Genomic DNA, 19514 nt, shown 5'->3' with positions numbered 1-19514 from the left:
GTACATGGCGTCAGGACTTGCCGAATTCGTTGTGGATGAGGTCGAAGAGGTCGTCGGCGCTCGCCGAGGCCAGGTCGAGGTCCGCGGTCCTGGGCTCGGAGCGGGCGGGTGGCACGGTCGCGGCGGCGCCGAGCCGGTCGGTGAGGTCGCGCAGGCGGGCGAGCAGGACCGCCGTCTCCTCGCCGTCGAGGGGGGTCTCGGCGAGCGCCGCCTCGAACTTCTCCAGCCGGGCGACCGCGCTCTCGCCGCCCGCCGGGGCGGCCTGGCCCGGGCCGCTCACGAGAAGGCCGCGCAGGTGCGTGGCGAGGGCGGCGGGGGTCGGGTGGTCGAACACCAGGGTCGCGGGCAGGGTCCGTCCGGTGGCCACGTCGAGCAGGTTGCGCAGTTCGACGGCCGTCACCGAGTCGGTGCCCAGGTCGCGGAACTGCCGGTCCGGGTCGATGGCGGCCGGGGTGCCGTGGCCGAGTACGGCGGCGGTCCGGGAGACCACCAGGTCGACCAGGATGCGTTCCTGTTCCGCCTGCGGCGCCCCGGCCAGCCGTTCGGCCAGGCCCGGCCCCTGCCGGCCGGGGGCGGGCGGCGCGGGCCTGACCGCGGCGGGCAGCAGGTCGAGCAGCCGCCCGCCGCGCCCCGCTTCCAGAACGGGACCGAAGCGGCTCCAGTCGATGCCGGCCACGCAGAGCGTCGCCCGCCGCTCGGCGAGGGCCGCTTCCAACGACCGGAGGGCCTCTTCCGGGGGCAGCGGTGTCACGCCGGTGCGCTGCTGCTGCTCGCCCGCTGCCGTGCCCGCTCCCACGCCTGCTCCGGCCCACGGTCCCCACGCGAGGGCCGTGGTGGTACGTCCGGCCGCTCGGCGCCGCTCGGCGAAGGCGTCCAGCGCGGCGTTGCCCGCGGCGTACGCGGCCTGCCCGAGGTTGCCGACGACTCCGGCGAAGGAGGTGTACAGGACGAACGCGTCGAGGTCATGGCGCGCGGTCAGTTCGTCCAGGTGCCGGACAGCCGTCAGGCGCGCGTGCACCACCTCCCCGACGCGACCGGGGGTGAGCGAGCCGATCACTCCGTCGTCCACCGTCCCCGCCGCGTGCACGACGCCGGTGAGCGGCAGGTCCTCCGGTATGCCCGCGAGTACCTCCGCGAGCGCGGCGCGGTCCGTGACATCGCAGGCGACGAGGGTGACGCGGCTGCCGAGGGCGGTCAGTTCGGCGGCGAGCTCGTCGGCAGCGGGCGCGTCCGGGCCCCGGCGCCCGACGAGCACCAGGTGCGGCACGCCCCGCCGGGCGAGCAGCCGGGCGGTGTGCGCGCCGAGTGCGCCGGTACCACCGGTGACCAGCACGGTGCCGGCCGGCCGCCACTCGACGGACGTACGGTCCCCGTTGCCGGGGGCGCTCTCGACGAGGCGTCTGCCGAGTACACCGGTGCGGCGGATCGCCACCTGGTCCTCGGGTCCGTCGGCGCCGAGCAGCGCGGCCAGCCGTACGCCGGTCCGGTCGTCCCACTCGGCGGGGAGATCGACCAGGCCGCCCCAGCCGCGGGGCGTCTCCAGGGCCGCGACCCTGCCGAAGCCCCAGACGGCCGCCTGGTCCGGGTCGGGCCCCGGGTCGTCCGTGGAGACCCGCACCGCGCCGCGGGTGGCGCACCACAGCGGGCCTGTCACCGCCGCATCGTCGAGCGCCTGGACGAGGGCGACCACGGAGGGCAGGGCGGCGGAGCCCGAGCGAGGTGGCAGAGCCAGCACACCGGCCGGGGCGGTCTCCGTCGTCGCGGCGCGGAGCCGGGCCGCGAGGTCGGCGCGGTCGGTGCCCCCGGGGACGACGAGGGTACGTGCGCCGGCGCGGTGCAGCGCGCGGCCGATGTCGTCGGCGCCGGCATCCGCGCCGTCGTCCTCGCCGGGCGGCGTGACCAGGAACCACGTGCCGGTCGGCCGGGCGGCTTCTTCGGTCACCGGCACCCAGCGGACCTCGTACCGCCCTTCTCCGGAAGCGGCGCGGTGCCCGGCCGGGACGGTTTCGGGCCAGAAGCGGGTGTGCTGGAAGGGGTAGGGCGGCAGCGTGACGGGCGGGGCCTCGGGGAACACCGCCGCCAGGTCCACCGCCATCCCCTCGACCCACAGCCGTGCGACGGCCGCGAACAGGGCCTCCACCTCCGGACGGCGCCGGCGCATCGCGGGCACCGCGCCGGGGACGAGGCCGCTGAGGACGCCGTCGGGGCCGAGTTCCAGGAAGCGGGTGGCGCCGGCCTCGTGGGCACGGCCGAGCGCGTCGGCGAAGCGGACCGGCTCGCGCACCTGGCCCACCCAGTACTCGGGAGTGGCCAGGTCGCCGGGGGCGGTGGTGAGGACCGGGATCTGCGGGGCGTGGTAGGTCAACGACCGCGCCACGGCGGCGAAGTCGGCCAGCATCGGCTCCATCAGGCGGGAGTGGAAGGCGTGCGAGACCGCGAGGCGCTTGACGCGTACCTCCTGCGCCCGGAGCCGCTCCTCCAGCTCCGCGATCGCCTCCGCCTCACCGGACACCGTCACCGACGTGGGTCCGTTGACCGCCGCCAGGTCCACCCCGTCGAGCAGCTCCAGAGCTTCCTCGGCCACCTCCACGGCCAGCATCGCCCCGCCCTCGGGCAGCGCGTCCATCAACCGCCCCCGGGCGGAGACCAGAGCGCAGGCGTCGTCCAGCGACAACACCCCGGCCACGTGCGCGGCGGCCAGCTCGCCGATGGAATGTCCGACCAGCACGTCCGGGGTCACACCCCAGGACTCCACCAGCCGGAACAGCGCCACTTCCAGCGCGAACAACCCCGCCTGCGCGTAGACGGTCCGCTCCAGCAGCCCCGCGTCCTCGCCGAACACCACCTCACGCAGGGGACGTTCAAGGTCCACTCGCGCACACACCGCGTCGAAGGCGTCCGCGAACACCGGAAACGCCTCGTACAGGTCCCGGCCCATCCCCGACCGCTGCGAACCCTGACCGGAGAACAGCAGCGCCGTGGATCCCTCACGAGCTGTTCCTCGGACGGCCCTGGCCGACGGCTCGTCCGTCGTCAGTGCCGTCAGGCCCTCGGCGTACCCCGCGATGTCCTCGGCGAGCACGACGGCGCGGTGTGCCAGGCCGAGGCCGGTCGTGGCGAGTGCCCGGCCCGCCGCGACGCCGGAGACGCCGGGGTCGTCGCAGAGCACCAGGAGCCCCTTCGCCCGCGCGTTCAGCGCCGCGCCGGAGTGGGCCGAGAAGGCCCACGGCAGTACGGAGTCCTGGGCCGGCGCCGAAGGTACGGCGACATCGGCCTGCTCCAGGACGACATGGGCGTTCGTGCCGCTGATCCCGAACGAGGAGACGGCCGCCCGACGCGGCCGGTCGACCCGGGGCGTCCACGGAGTGGTCTCGGTGAGGAGGCTCAGGCTGCCCGAGTCCCAGTCGACCGACGGCGACGGTGCTGCCGCGTGCAGGGTGCGGGGCAGTTCGCCGTGGTCCATCGCCAGCAGCATCTTGATGACGCCGGCGATGCCCGCCGCCGCCTGGGTGTGCCCGATGTTGGACTTCACCGACCCCAGGTAGAGGGGTTCCGAGCGGTCCCTGCCGTACGTGGCGAGCAGCGCCTCCGCCTCGATCGGGTCGCCGAGCCTCGTACCGGTGCCGTGGGCCTCCACCGCGTCGACCTCCGAGGGCCACAGCCCGGCCGAGTTCAGCGCGGCGCGGATCACCCGCTGCTGCGCCGGACCGTTCGGCGCGGTCAGGCCGTTGGACGCGCCGTCCTGGTTGACCGCGCTGCCCCGCAGCAGCCCGAGCACGCGGTGGCCCTGGGCCCGGGCGTCCGAGAGCCGCTCCAGCAGCACCAGTCCGGCGCCCTCGCCCCAGCCGGTGCCGTCCGCGTCGGCCGAGAACGCCTTGCAGCGCCCGTCGGCCGCCAGGCCGCGCTGGTGGGCGAACTCCAGGAACGCGGTGGGCGCGGCCATGACCGTGACACCGCCGGCGAGCGCCATCGAGCACTCCCCCGACCGCAGTGACTGCGCCGCCAGGTGCAGGGCGACCAGGGACGAGGAGCAGGCGGTGTCCACCGTGACGGCCGGGCCCTCCAGCCCGTACGTGTAGGAGATCCGGCCGGACAGCACGCTGGCCGCGCTGCCGGTGGCCACGTGGCCCTCCAGCCCCGATCCGGTGGCGGGGAACAACCCGGCGTAGTCCTGGCCGTTCGTGCCCACGAACACGCCGACGCGGCTGCCCTGGAGGGAGGCGGGGTCCACACCGGCCCGCTCGAAGGTCTCCCAGGAGATCTCCAGCATCAGCCGCTGCTGCGGGTCCATGGCCTGCGCCTCGCGGGGGGAGACGCCGAAGAGGTCCGCGTCGAAGCCGGCCGCGTCGGGCAGGAAGCCACCGCGCCGTGCGAAGTCGGGGGCGTCGCGCAGGTCCCAGCCCCGGTCGGCCGGGAAGTCGCCCACCAGGTCGAGGCCTCGGGAGAGCAGATCCCAGAACTCCTCCGGGGTGGCCGCCCCGGGGAACCGGCAGCCCATCGCGACGACGGCGACGGGGTCCTCAGGTGCGGGGGGTGCTGGGCGGCCAGGGGCCGGGGTGGCGGTGGCGGTCCCGGCGCCTCCGGTCAGTTCGGCGCGCAGCCGGGTGGCCAGGGCGGCCGGTGTGGGGTGGTCGAAGATCAGGCCTGCCGGGAGCGGGAGCCCGGTGGCGGCCCGCAGGGCGTTGCGCAACTCGACGGCGGTGAGTGAGTCGAAGCCCAGGTCGCGGAACGCCTTGTCGGGCGCGACGGTGGCCGCCGTGCCGTGGCCCAGCACGAAGGCCGCCAGAGTGCGCACCAGTTCCTCGGTGATCCGGCGACGCTCGCCCTCACCGGCGGCGGCGAGGCGCGCCGCGAGACCGGTGGCGTCGCCGGAGTCTTCGGCACCGTCCGGTGGGTCGGCGGGGACGAGTTCGCGCAGCAGCGGACTCGGGCGTGCCGCCGTGAAGCCGGTGGCGAACCGCCTCCAGTCGACGTCCGCGACGACGACGGCGGCGTCGTCGGCCGTTCCGCCGCCGTCCGCGACCGCGGCGTCGAGCATCCGGTCGAGGACGGTCACGGCCAGGTCCGGTGGCAGGGGGGTCAGACCGGAACGGCGCAGCCGCTGGGTGAGCGCCTCGTCCTCGGCCATGCCGGTCTCCGCCCACGGCCCCCAGCCGATCGCCGTGGCGGGCAGCCCCTGGGCGCGGCGGCGCTCGGCAAGTGCGTCGAGGTGGGCGTTGGCGGCGGCGTAGTTGGCCTGGCCCGCCGTGCCGACAGCGCCGGTGAAGGAGGAGAAGAGGACGAAGGCGTCGAGTGGAAGGTCGCGCGTGAGGGCGTCGAGGTTCTCCGCGGCCAGGGTCTTGGCCCGGAGCACCTGTTCGAAACGTTCGGGTGTCAGGCCGTCGATCACCCCGTCGTCCAGCACACCGGCCGCGTGGACGACGGCGGTGAGCCGGTGCTGCTCCGGTATCCCCGCGAGCAGGGCGGCGAGCGCGTCGTGGTCGGCTACGTCGCAGGCCACGGCCGTCGCCATGGTGCCCACTGCCGCCAGTTCGGCAGCCAGCTCCGCGACGCCGGGCGCCTCGGGTCCGCGCCTGCTGACGAGCAGCAGCCGGTTGTGCCCGCGTGCGGCGAGCAGACGGGCCACCTGGGCACCGAGCGCGCCGGTTCCGCCGGTGACCAGCACGGTGCCGTCGGTGCGGGGCACGGGTTCCGCGGCCGGGGAGACCGGTGCGGCCGCGACGAGACGGCGGGCGAAGACGCCTTCGGCCCGGATCGCCACCTGGTCCTCTCCGTCGCCGGCGCGTGCGCCCCCGGCAGCGAGTACGGCGCAGAGCCGGTTCCCCGCCCGGGCGTCCAGGATCTCGGGCAGGTCGATCAACCCGCTCCAGACGTGCGGGAGTTCGAGGGCGGCGCCCCGGCCGAAGCCCCAGATCTGGGCCTGGGTGGGGTCGGGTGGGCCGTCGGACCGGCCGGTCGAGAGCGCACCCCGGGTGACGGACCACAGCGGGACGTCGGCGTCGGCGCACGCCTGGGTCAGCGCGAGGGTGGCGGCCAGCCCCCGGCCGAGGGCCGCACCCGTGCGCGAGACGCCGGTGTCGGTCCCCAGCAGCGAGACGACGCCCGCGAGTTCGCCGCAGGAGCGCAACCGGTCGGCGAGGGCGGTCCGGTCGGTGCCGGGGTCCGTCAGGGCGAGCACGGTGGCACCGCTGCGGCGCAACGCGTCGGCGACCTGCGCGTCCAGGGCATCCAGGGCGTCCAGGGCATCTGCTCTGACCGGGGCGTCCGGGACGTCAGCGCTGACCGGGGCGTCCGGGACGTCAGCGCTGACCGGGACGTCCCGAACGTCAGCGCTGACCGGGCTGTCCGGGGCGACGACGAGCCAGACGCCGTCGAGCACGGCGGGCGCCGGAGCGACGGGCCGCCAGACCGCCCGGTAGTACCAGGATCCGACGGCCGCCTCGGTGCGCCGGCGATCGTGCCAGGACGCGAGGTGCGGCATCAGGTCGGCCAGTCCACGCCGTGCTGCGTCGTCGGGCAGGCCCAGGGTGTCGGCGAGCCGGTCGATCTCGCGCCCGGCGACGGCCGTCCAGAATCCGGCCTCGGCCCGTTCGCGGGGGGCCGTGCCGCCGCCGTCGGCCACGGTGTCGGGCCAGTAGCGCCGACGCTGGAAGGCATAGGTCGGCAACTCGACGGCGTGGCCCCCGAGCGGCTCGAGGTACCTGTCCCAGGCTATGTCGGCGCCGTGTGCGTACATCTCGGCGACGCCGCGCAGCAGGGTGGTGTGCTCGTCGTGGCCGGAGCGCAGGGCGGGGACGGCGGCGACGTCCTCGGTGAGGTGCGCGACGAGGGCGGACAGGGGGCCGTCGGGACCGAGTTCCAGGAAGCGGGTGGCGCCGGCCTCGTGAGCACGGCGCACCGCGTCGGCGAAACGGACCGGCTCCCGCACCTGGCCCACCCAGTACTCGGGCGTGGCCGGGTCGCCGGGAGCGGTGGTGTCCACCGGGATCCGGGGGGCGTGGTAGGTCAACGACCGCACCACCTCCGCGAACTCCGCCAGCATCGGCTCCATCAGGCGGGAGTGGAACGCGTGCGAGACCGCCAGGCGCTTCACCCGCACACCCTGCGCCCTGAGCCGCTCCTCCAGCCCCGCGACCGCTGCCGCCTCACCCGACACCGTCACCGACGTGGGCCCGTTCACCGCCGCCAGCTCCACCCCGTCGGGCAGCTCCAGATCCTCCTCGGCCGCCTCCACGGCCAGCATCGCCCCGCCCTCGGGCAACGCGTCCATCAGACGCCCCCGCGCCGACACGAGCGCGCAGGCGTCGTCCAGGGACAACACCCCCGCCACATGCGCCGCGGCTATCTCTCCGACGGAATGCCCCACCAGCACATCCGGAGCCACACCCCAGGACTCCACCAGCCGGAACAGCGCCACTTCCAGCGCGAACAACCCCGCCTGCGCGTAGACGGTCCGCTCCAGCAGCCCCGCGTCCTCGCCGAACACCACCTCACGCAGGGGACGCTCAAGATCCACCCGCGCACACACCGCGTCGAAGGCATCCGCGAACACCGGGAAGGCCCCGTACAGCTCCCGGCCCATCCCCAGCCGCTGCGACCCCTGACCGGTGAACAGGAACCCCGTACGCCCGGGCGAGGCGACACCGCTCGGCGCGTTGCCGCGTCCCGCCGCCAACGCGTCCAGTTCGCGCAGCAGTTCCTCGCGCCCCGTCCCCAGCACCACCGCCCGGTGCTCCAGCGCCGCGCGCCGGGTCGCCAGGGCGAGCCCGATGTCGGCCGGCTCCTCGGCTGCGGCCGTTTCGCGCAGCCGGGCCGCCTGGGCGCGCAGGCCCTCCGGTGAGGCACCGCTGAGCACCCAGGGCACGAGCGTGTCCGGCACCCGGGTCTCCCGGCGGGGGGCGGGTTCGGGCTCGTCCGGTGCCTGTTCGATCACGGTGTGTGCGTTGGTGCCGCTGATCCCGAACGACGAGACCGCCGCGCGTCGGGGTCGCCCTACCGACGGCCACTCCCGCTCGTCGGTGAGCAGTTCCACCGCCCCCGCCGACCAGTCCACGTGCGACGAGGGTTCGTCGGCGTGCAGGGTGCGGGGCAGCACGCCGTGCCGCAGCGCCAGGACCGTCTTGATGATGCCGCCGACGCCCGCCGCCGCCTGGGTGTGCCCGATGTTGGACTTCAACGACCCCAGCCACAGCGGTCTTTCCGCGTCCCGGACCTGCCCGTACGTGGCGAGCAGCGCCTCCGCCTCGACCGGGTCGCCCAGCTTCGTGCCCGTACCGTGCGCCTCCACCATGTCCACGTCGCCGGGTGCCAGGCCGGCGTCGGCGAGAGCGGCGCGGATGACCCGCTGCTGCGAGGGGCCGTTCGGCGCCGTGAGACCGTTGGACGCGCCGTCCTGGTTGACGGCCGAGCCGCGCACCACCGCGAGGACGTCGTGCCCGTGGCGTCGCGCGTCGGACAGCCGCTCCACCAGCAGCACCCCGGCGCCCTCCGACCAGCCGGTGCCGTCCGCGTCCGCCGAGAAGGACTTGCAGCGGCCGTCGGGCGCGAGTCCCCGCTGCTTGCTGAAGTCCACGAACACGCCGGGGGCGGACATCACGGTGACGCCGCCGACGACGGCCATCGAGCACTCGCCCGCACGCAGTGACCTGGCGGCCAGGTGCAACGCCACCAGGGACGACGAACACGCCGTGTCCACCGTCACGGCCGGGCCCTCCAGCCCGTACGTGTAGGCGATCCGACCGGACACCACACTGCCGGCGCCACCGGTGGCCCGGTAGCCCTCGGTCTCGGGAAGGGCCTCGGCGGCATGCGCGTAGTCGTGGTACATGACGCCGGCGAAGACTCCGGTGTCGCTGCCGCGCAGGCCGGTCGGGTCGATGCCGGCCCGCTCGAAGGCCTCCCAGGACAGCTCCAGCAGAAGCCGCTGCTGCGGGTCCATCGCCAGCGCCTCGCGTGGCGAGATGCCGAACAGCTCCGCGTCGAAGTCGGCGGCATCGTGCAGGAAGCCACCGTGCCGTGCGTACGTGGTGCCGGGGCGGGACGGGTCCGGATCGTGGAGGCGCGCGAGGTCCCAGCCGCGGTCGGTGGGGAAACCGGTGATGCCGTCGCGCCCTTCCCGGACCATCCGCCAGAGTTCCTCGGGGCCGTCCACACCGCCCGGGTAGCGGCAGCTCATCGCGACGACGGCGATCGGCTCGTCCGCGGCGGCGGATTTCCGCGAGCGCGGTACGGCCGCGTCAGCGGCCGTACCGCTGAGCTCCTCGCAGAGGTGGGCGGTCAGTGCGGCCGGGCTGGGGTGGGAGAAGACCAGGGTGGCGGCCAATCGCAGCCCGGTGGCGGCGGCCAGCCGGTTGCGCAGTTCGACGCCGGTGAGGGAGTCGAACCCGAGGTCCTTGAAGGTGCGGCCGGTGTCCACTCCGGTACCGGAGGAGTGTCCCAGCACGGCCGCGACGGTCGTCCGCACCAGCTCCTCGACAGCGCGCGTCCGCTCGGGCTCGGGCAGCGCGGCGAGACCGTCGGTGTCCGCGGACGACCGGGCGGCGGCCGAGCGGAGCACAGGGCGTGCCAGGTGCCGCAGGAGCGGCGGTACGTAGCCGTCGCCGGGGGCGGGTTCGGCTGCCGTGGCCAGTACCTGGGCGGGCCCGGCGGTCACGGCCGCGTCGAGCAGCCTCACGCCCCGGTCGGGGTCGAGCGCGCCGCCCAGCCCGGCGAAGCGCGCGCGGTCCGTCGTACCGAGTCCGGCGGCCATGCCCTCGGTTCCGCCCCACAGCCCCCAGCCCACCGCGACGGCGGGCAGGTCTTCGGCGCGGCGGCGGGCGGCGAGCCCGTCGAGGAAGGCGTTGGCCGCCGCGTACGACGCCTGGCCGGCGGTGCCGAAGGAAGCGGCCACGGACGAGAACAGGACGAAGGAGGTGAGGCCGAGATCGCGGGTCGCCTCGTCGAGGAGGGCGGCCGCCTCGGCCTTGGGGCGCAGCACCGCGGCAGCGCGTTCGGGTGTCAGCGAGGTGAGCAGGCCGTCGTCGAGGACCCCCGCGGTGTGGACTACGGAGGTGACGGGGTGGTCGGCGAGCACCCGGTCGAGGTCGCCCCGGTCGGCGGCGTCACCGGCGACGACCACCACGGTGGCGCCCCGCCCGGTCAGTTCGGCGGCGAGGTCGGCGGCGCCCGGCGCCTCGGGGCCGCGCCGGCTGAGCAGCACCAGACCCGCGACCCCGTGCGCGCAGACCAGGTGCCGGGCGACACGGGCGCCGAGCGCCCCGGTGCCGCCCGTGATCAGAACGGTGTCGTGCGGGCCCCACGGGGGGTGGGCTCCGGCCCGCAGCCGGGACGCGCGCGGGACCAGCAGGGTGCCGGCGCGGAGGGCGGCCTGGGGGGTGTCGGCGGGCAGGCCGGCGGCGAGGACGGCGGCCGACACGGCCGTGCCGTCCAGATCCACGAGGCCGAACCGGCCGGGGTGTTCGGCCTGGGCGGACCGCAGCAGGCCCCAGACCGCTGCGGCGGCGGGATCGACGCTCTCACCGTCGGCCGTGGCGACGGCGTTCCGGGTGACGACCAGCAGCCTGCTGCCGGAACGGCGCTCGTCGTCCACCCAGTCGCGCACCAGGCCGAGTACGGCGGTGACCGTCTCGTGCGTCCGCCGCGCGAGGGCCGCGCCGGTCGCGGACGGCTCAGGGCCGACGCCCACGCAGGCGAGCATCGGGCCGGGCACGACCGCCACGTCCGCCAGGGTGGCCGGGCCGGGGAAGGAGCCCGCCGCGGTGACCGTGTCGAGGAGGTCGGTGGGTCCCACCGGTACGGCCGCGAACGGAGCTTCGCGGTCCCCGTCGCCGGCCGGGGTCCATTCGACGCCGTGGAGCACCCCGGAGGCCGGGGCGCCCAGCCGGTCGGCGGTCACGGGCCGGAACGCGAGCGACCGCACCGTCAGCACGGGCGCGCCCTTCGGGTCGGCGAGGCGGACCGCGTACTCGTCGGCACCGCGCCGGGTCAGCGTGACGCGCAGCGCGGTGGCGTCGAGGGCGTGCCGGGTTACGCCGGACCAGGCGAACGGCAGCAGGGTCGCGCCGTCCTCGCGGAGCAGGCCGGTGGCACCGAGCGCGTGGAGCGCGGCGTCGTACAGCGGGGCCTGCGGCCCTTCGGGCAGCTCGACCTCCGCGTACACGGTGTCCCCGTCGCGCCAGGCGACGCGCAGGCCCCGGAAGGCGGGGCCGTAGAAGAGTCCGGCGGCCGCGAGCGCGTCGTAGCCGGGGGCGGTGGCCGTGCCCGTGGGGTGCCAGGGGTCGCGTGTACCGGGGGCGTCCACGGGCCGGCGGACCGGCTCCAGGACGCCGGCGGCGTGGGTGGTCCAGAGCGCTCCGGAGTCGCCGTCGGGACGGCTGTGGATCTCGACGGCGCGGTCGGCCACGGTCATCTGGAGCTGGACGGCGCCCTGCTCGGGCAGGACCAGGGGTTCGCGCAGGGTCAGCTCGGCGAGTCCCGGCAGCCCCGCGCCGGTTCCCGCGTGGAGGGCGAGATCGACGAGGGCGGTGCCGGGCAGCACGATCCGGCCGTGGACCATGTGGTCGGCCAGCCAGGGGTGGGTGGCGAGGCCGACGACGCCGGTCCAGACCAGCCCGCCGTCGCCCGCCAGGGGCACGACGGCGCCCAGCAGCGGATGGCCGGCCGTGTCCACGCCCGCGGCGGCCAGTGCGGTGGCGGAGGAGGTCCGGGACGTCCAGTAGCGGGTGCGCTGGAAGGCGTAGGAGGGCAGTTCCACGGGGCGGGAGGTGCCTGTACCGGTGACGGCCGTCCAGTCCAGCGGCACGCCGCGGGTCCACAGCACCGCGGCGGCGTGGGCGGGCCGGGTGCCGTCCTGGCCGCGACGCAGCAGCGGTACGGCGACGGCCTCCGCCAGGAGGACCGGGACGAGGGCGGACAGGACTCCGTCGGGGCCGAGTTCCAGGAAGGTCCGCACCTCGGGGAGTGAGGCGAGTGCGTCGGCGAACCGGACGGGCTCGCGTATCTGCCCCACCCAGTACTCCGGGGTGTCGATCGCGCCCGGGGCCGTGGTGCGGACGGGGATCTGCGGGGCGTGGTAGGTCAACGACTCGGCGACGGCCGCGAAGTCGGCCAGCATCGGCTCCATCAGGCGGGAGTGGAAGGCGTGCGAGACCGCGAGGCGCTTCACCCGTATCTCACGCGCCCGCAGCCGCTCCTCCAGACCGGCGACCGCGTCCGCCTCACCCGACACCGTCACCGATGTCGGCCCGTTGACCGCCGCCAGGTCCACCCCGTCAGGCAGCCGCAACTCGCCCTCGGCCACCTCCACGGCCAGCATCGCCCCACCGGCGGGCAGCGCGTCCATCAACCGCCCCCGCGCCGACACCAACGCGCAGGCGTCCTCCAGCGACAGCACTCCCGCGCAATGCGCGGCGGCCAGTTCCCCGATCGAGTGCCCCACCAGCACATCCGGGACCACACCCCAGGACTCCACCAGCCGGAACAGCGCCACCTCCAGCGCGAACAACCCCGCCTGCGCGTAAACCGTCCGCTCCAGCAACCCCGCGTCCTCGCCGAACACCACCCCACGCAAAGGACGCTCAAGATCCACCCGCGCACACACCGCGTCGAAGGCATCCGCGAACACCGGGAACGCCCCGTACAGCTCCCGGCCCATCCCCAACCGCTGCGACCCCTGACCGGTGAACAGGAACCCCGTACGCCCGGGCGACGCGACCCCGTGCAGCACACCGGCCGCGTCGTGGCCCTCCGCCACCGCGTCCAGGCGGGCCGCCAGTTCCTCGCGGTCGGCCGCGAAGAGGGCCGCGCGGTGGTCCAGGGGGAAGCGGGTGGTCGCCGACGACCGTGCGATCGCGGTCGGCGGTACGGACGGTTCGGCGTCCAGGAAGGCGCGCAGCCGGGCGGCCTGGTCGCGCAGGGCGGCGGCCCCGTGCCCGGAGAGGAGCACGGGGAGCGCGAGGCGGGGGCCGGGCGTTCCCTCGTCCGGGACGGCCGGTTCGGGCGCCGCCTCGATGACCGCGTGTGCGTTGGTGCCGCTGATGCCGAACGAGGAGACACCCGCCCGGTACGGCCGGTCCGCAGGGGGCAGGGTCACGTTCTCGGTGAGCAGCCGCACGGCGCCCGCCGACCAGTCCACGTGCGGCGTCGGCTCGTCGGCGTGCAGGGTGCGGGGCAGCACGCCGTGCCGCAGCGCCAGAACCGTCTTGATGACGCCGGCGACACCGGCGGCGGACTGGGTGTGCCCGATGTTGGACTTCAAGGACCCCAGCCACAGGGGTCGTTCCGCGTCCCGCTCCTGCCCGTAGGTGGCCAACAGCGCCTGCGCCTCGATCGGGTCGCCCAGCCGGGTCCCGGTGCCGTGCGCCTCCACCATGTCCACGTCGGAGGGCCGCAGACCGGCCGCGTCGAGGGCCGCCCGGATGACCCGGCGCTGGGCCAGACCGTTGGGTGCGGTCAGCCCGTTGGAGGCGCCGTCGGAGTTGACGGCGGATCCCCGCAGCACGGCCAGGACGTGCTGCCCGTCGGCCAGCGCGTCGGACAGACGGCGCAGGACCAGCATGCCCGCCCCCTCTGACCACCCGGTGCCGTCGGCCCGTGCTCCGAACGCCTTGCAGCGGCCGTCCGGGGACAGGCCGTCCTGCCGCGCGAACTCGACGAGGACACCGGGTGTGGCCATCAGGGTGACGCCGCCCGCCAGGGCCGTGGAGCACTCTCCCGCGCGCAGCGACTGCGCCGCCAGGTGCAGCGCCACCAGCGACGACGAGCACGCGGTGTCCACGGTCACCGCCGGGCCGTCCAGCGCGAAGGCGTAGGCGATCCGGCCGGAGGCGACGCTCGCGGTCGTGCCGGTCAGCAGGTAGCCCTCGGAACTCTCGGCGGGCTCGTGCATCCGGGGGCCGTAGTCCTGTGCGGTGGCTCCGACGAAGACGCCGGTGCGGCTGCCGCGCAGGTCGGTCGGGTCGGTGCCGAGCCGCTCCAGCGCCTCCCACGTGACCTCCAGGAGCAACCGCTGCTGCGGGTCCATGGCGACGGCCTCGCGCGGCGAGATGCCGAAGAGTGCGGCGTCGAAGCCCGCGATGTCGTCCAGGAACCCGCCGGCCGTGGGAAGCGGGGTCTCCAGCGCGGCCAGGGCAGGCTGCCAGCCCCGGTCCTCGGGAAGGCCGGTCAGCACCTCGCGGCCCTCGCTCAGCGCCTCCCACAGCGCCGCGGGCGAGTCGATGCCGCCGGGGAAGCGGCAGGCCATGGAGACGATGACGACGGGGTCGTCGGCGTCGGCGGGCTGCGGGGCGGGCATGGCGCGGGAGGGGCGGGCGGCGTCCTCGCCGCGCAGCGCGTCGCACAGGTGGCGGGCGGCCGCGGCCGGGGTGGGGTGGTCGAAGAGAAAGGTGGGCGGCAGGGAGAGCCCGGTGGCCGTGGCGAGCCGGGTCCGCAGCTCGACCAGGGTCAGGGAGGCGATCCCGAGGGCTTTGAAGGTCTGTTCCGGGTCCACCTCCTCGGCCGCGGCGAACCCGCCGACCACGGCGGCGTGGGACCGGATCAGCTCGCGCACCGTGCCGCGGGCGGACTGCGGCGAGAGGGCGCGCAGCCGGTCGCGCAGTGAGTCGTCCGGAACGGCTGCCGTGTCCGGATCGGCGCCGGTGTCCGGGGCGGCGGCGTCCCGGACGGGCTCGCCGGTGCCGTCCCAGAGCGCGGCGGCCTCGCCGGGCCGCCAGTGGCGCTCTCGCTGGAAGGCGTACGTGGGCAGGTCCACGACCGTGCCCGGCGGGGCGGGCAGCCGGACGTCGCGGCCGTGGGCGAGCAGTTCGGCGGCGGAGCCGAGCAGCCGCGCGCGCCCCCCTTCGCCGCGCCGCAGCGAGCCGACCACCGCGGTGTCCGGCGCGTCCAGCTCGGCCAGGATGTCGCGTACGGCGGCCACCAGAACCGGGTGCGGGGTGGCTTCGACGATGAAGCGGAAGTCCTCGTCGGCCAACCGCCGGACGGCGGCGGAGAACTCGACGGTGGACCGCAGGTTCCGGTACCAGTAGGCGGCGTCCAGGCCGGCCGTGTCGGTCCACTCGCCGGTGACGGTGGACAGGAACGGCACCTCGGACGTGCGGGGTTCGATGTCCGCGAGCGCGGTCAGCAGCTCGTCGTGGATCAGCTCGACGTGCGCCGAGTGCGAGGCGTAGTCCACCGGTATGCGCCGGGTCTCGACGCCGTACGTCACGCACCGTGCCGCGAAGCCGTCCAGGGCGTCGACCGGCCCGGAGACCACGACCGCGGTGGGTCCGTTGTCGGCGGCGATCGAGAGGGCGGGCGCGGTCTCCAGCCAGGGGCGGACCCGTGCCGCCCCGGCCTGCACGGACAGCATCCCGCCCTGTCCGGCCAGGGCGCCGATGGCGCGGCTGCGCAGTGCGACGACCTTGGCCGCGTCCGGCAGCGAGAGCGCGCCCGCCACGCAGGCCGCGGCGATCTCGCCCTGGGAGTGTCCGGCGACGGCGTCGGGGACGACGCCCAGTGACCGCCAGGTCTCGGCCAGCGCCACCATCACGGCGAAGAGCGCGGGCTGCACCACGTCGACCCGCTCCAGCGTGGGCGCGCCCTCGGCGCCGCGCAGGACGTCCGTCAGCGAGAAGTCGGTGTGCGGGGCGAGCGCCTCCGCGCAGGCGTGGATCGCGCGGGTGAACACCTCGTCGGTGTCGAGCAGTCCGGTGGCCATGGCGGGCCACTGCGAACCCTGCCCGGAGAAGATCATGGCCAGCCGTCCGGTGCGCGCGGCGCCCTCGCTGACGCCCGTCGCCGGCAGGCCGGCGGCCACCGCGGAGAGCTGGGCGAGCAACTGCTCCCGGTCCTCGGCGAGGAGCACGGCGCGCCGGGCGAAGCGGGTGCGGGTGGTGGCCAGCGAGTGCGCCACGTCCGCCACGGCCAGGTCGGCTCCCTCCACCGCGTCCTTCAGCCGGGCGGCCTGGGCGCGCAGCGCCTGCGCGGTGTGGCCGGAGACCAGCACGGGCACGGGAGGAGTGGTCCGGTCGGAGCCGGGAGCCGGGGGCACGGCGGCATGAGCCGGTGGCTCGGCGGCCGGCCGGGCCACCGGGTCGGGTGCGGGGCCCAGCACCAGGTGGCAGTTGGTCCCGCCCATGCCGAAGGAGCTGACCCCGACGAATCCCTCGCCGCCCAGCGGGCCCGCCGCGGTCTGCACCCGCAGGTTCAGCCGTTCCAGCGGGATACCGGCGGGCGGGGAGGCGAAGTTGAGGCTCGGGGGGACGACGCCCCGTTCGACGACGAGAGCGGCCTTCAGCAGGCCCGCGATGCCGGCCGCGCCCTCGAGGTGTCCGATGTTGGTCTTCACCGAGCCGACCGGCAGCGGAGCGGTGCGTGCGGTGCCGAGGGCGGCGCCGAGGGCCGCGGCCTCGACGGGGTCGCCGACCGGGGTGCCGGTGCCGTGCAGTTCGACGTAGCCGACCGCGTCCGGGGCGATCCCGGCGCGGGCGTGTGCGGCGCGCAGGACGGCCTCCTGGGCGGCGGCGCTGGGAGTGGTGAGGCTGGGGCCGCCGCCGTCGTTGTTGACGGCGCTGCCGCGGACGACCGCGTGGATCCGGTCGCCGTCGGTGAGGGCCCGGGCCAGGGGTTTGAGGACGACGACCCCACCGCCCTCACCGCGTACGAACCCGTTGGCGCGTGCGTCGAAGGTGAAGCAGCGGCCGTCCGGGGAGAGTCCGCCGAAGCGCAGCGCTGAGACGGTGCTGTCGGGGGCCAGGACGAGGTTGACACCACCGGCGAGGGCCAGTTCGGACTCCCCGCGCGCCAGGCTCTCGCAGGCGAGGTGGACGGAGACCAGGGAGGAGGACTGGCCGGCGTCCACGGTGAGGCTGGGGCCGTGCAGCCCGAGGGTGTAGGAGAGGCGGTTGGCGATGAGGCCGCGCTGCAGTCCGGGCATGGAGTGCCGGTCGATGCCCGCGTCGCCCGCACGGTGCAGGAGGGCGGCGTAGTCGTCCCAGATGGCGCCGAGGAAGACACCGGTGCGGCTGCCGCCGAGGCCGGCGGGGAGGTGCCGGGCGTCCTCCAGTGCCTCCCAGGCGAGTTCGAGGGCGAGGCGCTGCTGCGGGTCGGTGGCGGCGGCCTCGCGCGGGGACATGCCGAAGAAGCCGGCGTCGAAGTCCGCGGCCCGTTCGATGAACCCGCCGCGGGTGACCGAGGGAACGCGCGCGCGGTCGGAGGGGATCTCGGTGATCGCGTCGGTCCCCGTGGCGAGCAGCTCCCACAGCGGTGCCGGTCCGGGCGCGCCGGGCAGCCTGCACGCGTACCCGATGATCGCGAAGGCCTCGGACCCACCGGTGTACGTATCCGACATGAATGCCCCGAAATCACTTGACGGCGCGAGATCGCCGGACCCGAATCCGGCCGGCTGCCAGGGCAGACGGTTACGCGCCCAGCGTGTTCCGGCCGCTCTTCCTCGGCTGAAGCACTCCGACGCTAGCCAGGGGCCCGACGAGCGGCCAACCCCTAGCCTTCGCGTCGCCGCCCCTGACCAGGTGACTAGGGGGCGGCTCCGCGGTCCGGCCCAGGGGTGTCCGGGGCGCGGTCAGCCGAGGAAACCGCGACGGTAGGCGACCGCCACCGCGGCGGCCCGGTCCCTCGCGTCCAGCTTGTCGTAGATGTGGGTCAGGTGCGTCTTGACGGTCGCCTCGCTGATGAACAGCTCACGGGCGATCTCCCTGTTGGACGTGCCGCGCGCCACGTGCTCCAGCACTTGCAGTTCCCGTGCCGAGAGCGTGTCGTCGACGGGCCTCCGGGCGGGGCCACGCACCGCCGTGACGAGGCGTGAGGCGACCGTCGGGGACAACACGGTGCGGCCCTCCGCCGCCGCCCGGATGGCCGCGAACAGCTCGTCGCGCAGCGCGTCCTTCAGCAGGTATCCCGTCGCCCCGGCCTCGATCGCCGGAAGGGTGTCGGAGTCGGTGTCGTAGGTGGTGAGCACCAGCACGCGGGCCCGTGCGCCCCGCCGGGTCAGCTCGGCGATGGCCTCCACGCCACTGCCGGCCGGCATGCGCAGGTCCATCAGGACGACGTCCGGGTCCAGGCGCAGCGTCATCTCGACCGCTTCCGTGCCGCCGGACGCCTCTCCGAGCACGGTGAAGCCGTCCGCGGGCTCCAGCATGCCGCGCAGGCCGTCGCGCACCACCGGGTGGTCGTCGACGATCAGCAGGGTGATCGTCCCGTTGTTCTCAGCGTCCATAGGGCACCGACGGTACGCGGGCGGACACGGCGGTGCCCAGGCCCGGCTCGGACTCGACGGTCAGCTCCCCCGCCAGCCGCTCCGCGCGGGCCCGCATGCCCTTGAGGCCGAAGCCGGACGCGGTGTCGCGCTCGGGCAGGGCGGACGGGTCGAAGCCCCGGCCGTCGTCGCGCACGTCGAGCACGACCTCCTCGCCCATGTAGGACAGCGTCACGCCGACCCGGGTGGCCTTGGCGTGGCGTGCCGTGTTGGACAGCGCCTCCGCCGCGATCCGCAGCAGCGTCCCCTGCACTTCCTCGTGCAGCGGTTCGTCGGAGCCGGTGAGGGCGAACTCGGCTTGTACCCCGGTGCGTTCGGACCAACGGACGACGGTCTTCTTCAGCGCCCCGGGCAGGTCGTCCTCGGCCAGTGCGACGGGCGCGAGGTTGGCGACGGCCCGGCGTGCCTCGCCGAGGCTGTGGCGGGCCAGCTGCAGGGCTCGTTCGGCGTGGACGCGGGCCGGGCCCTGTTCCTGGGTGTCGGTGACGACCTGGAGCTGGGTGATGACGCCGGTCAGGTCCTGGGCGACGGTGTCGTGGATCTCCGCGGCGAGGCGGCGGCGCTCGTCGGCGATCCCGGCCTCCCTCGCCTGGAGCATCAGCTGGTCGTGCAGGGCGGCGTTCTCCACCAGGGCCCGCTCCAGCGCGATGTTGGTGTGCTCCAGCTCGCGGATGGTCTCCACCCGTTCGCGGGCGCGGTCCTCCTCCTTCTCCGTGTCCTGCTGGACGGTCAGGAAGATGCCCGTGTTGACGGCGACCAGCATGCCGTAGAACACCCAGCTCGCCGTGTCGTCGGGGGGCAGGCCCCCGATCTGCGCGCCGGCGATCGTCGCGGCGGTGGCCAGCAGGCCGAGGGGAACCCAGCGGCGGGGTACCAGGCGCTCGGTGTCGAAGCATCCGACCGCGGCGTAGAAGGCGCAGAACGGGTTGATCCAGGCCAGGCCGAACGCCAGGACCGAGCGCAGCGCGTAGTACAGGGCGCCGGCCGCGCTGGGGCCGGGCCGGGCGCGTGCCACGCGGTCCCACCACAGCTGCAGGACGAGCGCCGCGGCGGCGAGCGTCCCGGCCGCCGCCCACTCGGTGCCGTCCATGCCGACCAGGGACGAGGTCGCCGCGGCGAGCACCAGGCCGACGCCGAGGAGGACGGGAGGGCTGAAGCGCAGGAGCAGCCGGGGCTGCGCGCCGGGCGCGGCCTGCGGCTCGGGGACGGGGAGGGTCGCGTCGGATGCCACGCCCTCAGTGTCGGCCATGGCACCCGGCGCGCG

General features: G+C 75.4%; 3 protein-coding genes. All 3 read right to left on the bottom strand.

Going from position 1 to position 19514, the window contains the following annotated elements; genetic code table 11:
- Window positions 1–10: 10 nt before the first annotated feature.
- Window positions 11–17326 (bottom strand): type I polyketide synthase, encoded by a 17316-nt coding sequence (locus tag SAM23877_RS39405; RefSeq protein WP_053141482.1) that lies wholly within the window; start codon window positions 17324–17326, stop codon window positions 11–13.
- Window positions 17327–17557: 231 nt separating this feature from the next.
- Window positions 17558–18211, bottom strand: coding sequence for a response regulator (locus tag SAM23877_RS33840; RefSeq protein WP_053141481.1), 654 nt, complete (start codon window positions 18209–18211; stop codon window positions 17558–17560).
- A complete protein-coding gene (locus SAM23877_RS33835) occupies window positions 18201–19499 on the bottom strand; it encodes a sensor histidine kinase (protein WP_053141478.1) in 1299 nt (432 codons plus the stop codon). Before SAM23877_RS33835 ends, SAM23877_RS33840 begins: the two co-directional genes overlap by 11 nt.
- Between the last annotated feature and the right edge of the window lie 15 nt (window positions 19500–19514).

Source organism: Streptomyces ambofaciens ATCC 23877, assembly GCF_001267885.1.
Taxonomy (GTDB): Bacteria; Actinomycetota; Actinomycetes; order Streptomycetales; family Streptomycetaceae; genus Streptomyces; species Streptomyces ambofaciens.
The sequence above is the reverse complement of the archived record's forward strand: the minus strand, read 5'-3'. Positions and strand labels throughout refer to the sequence as shown.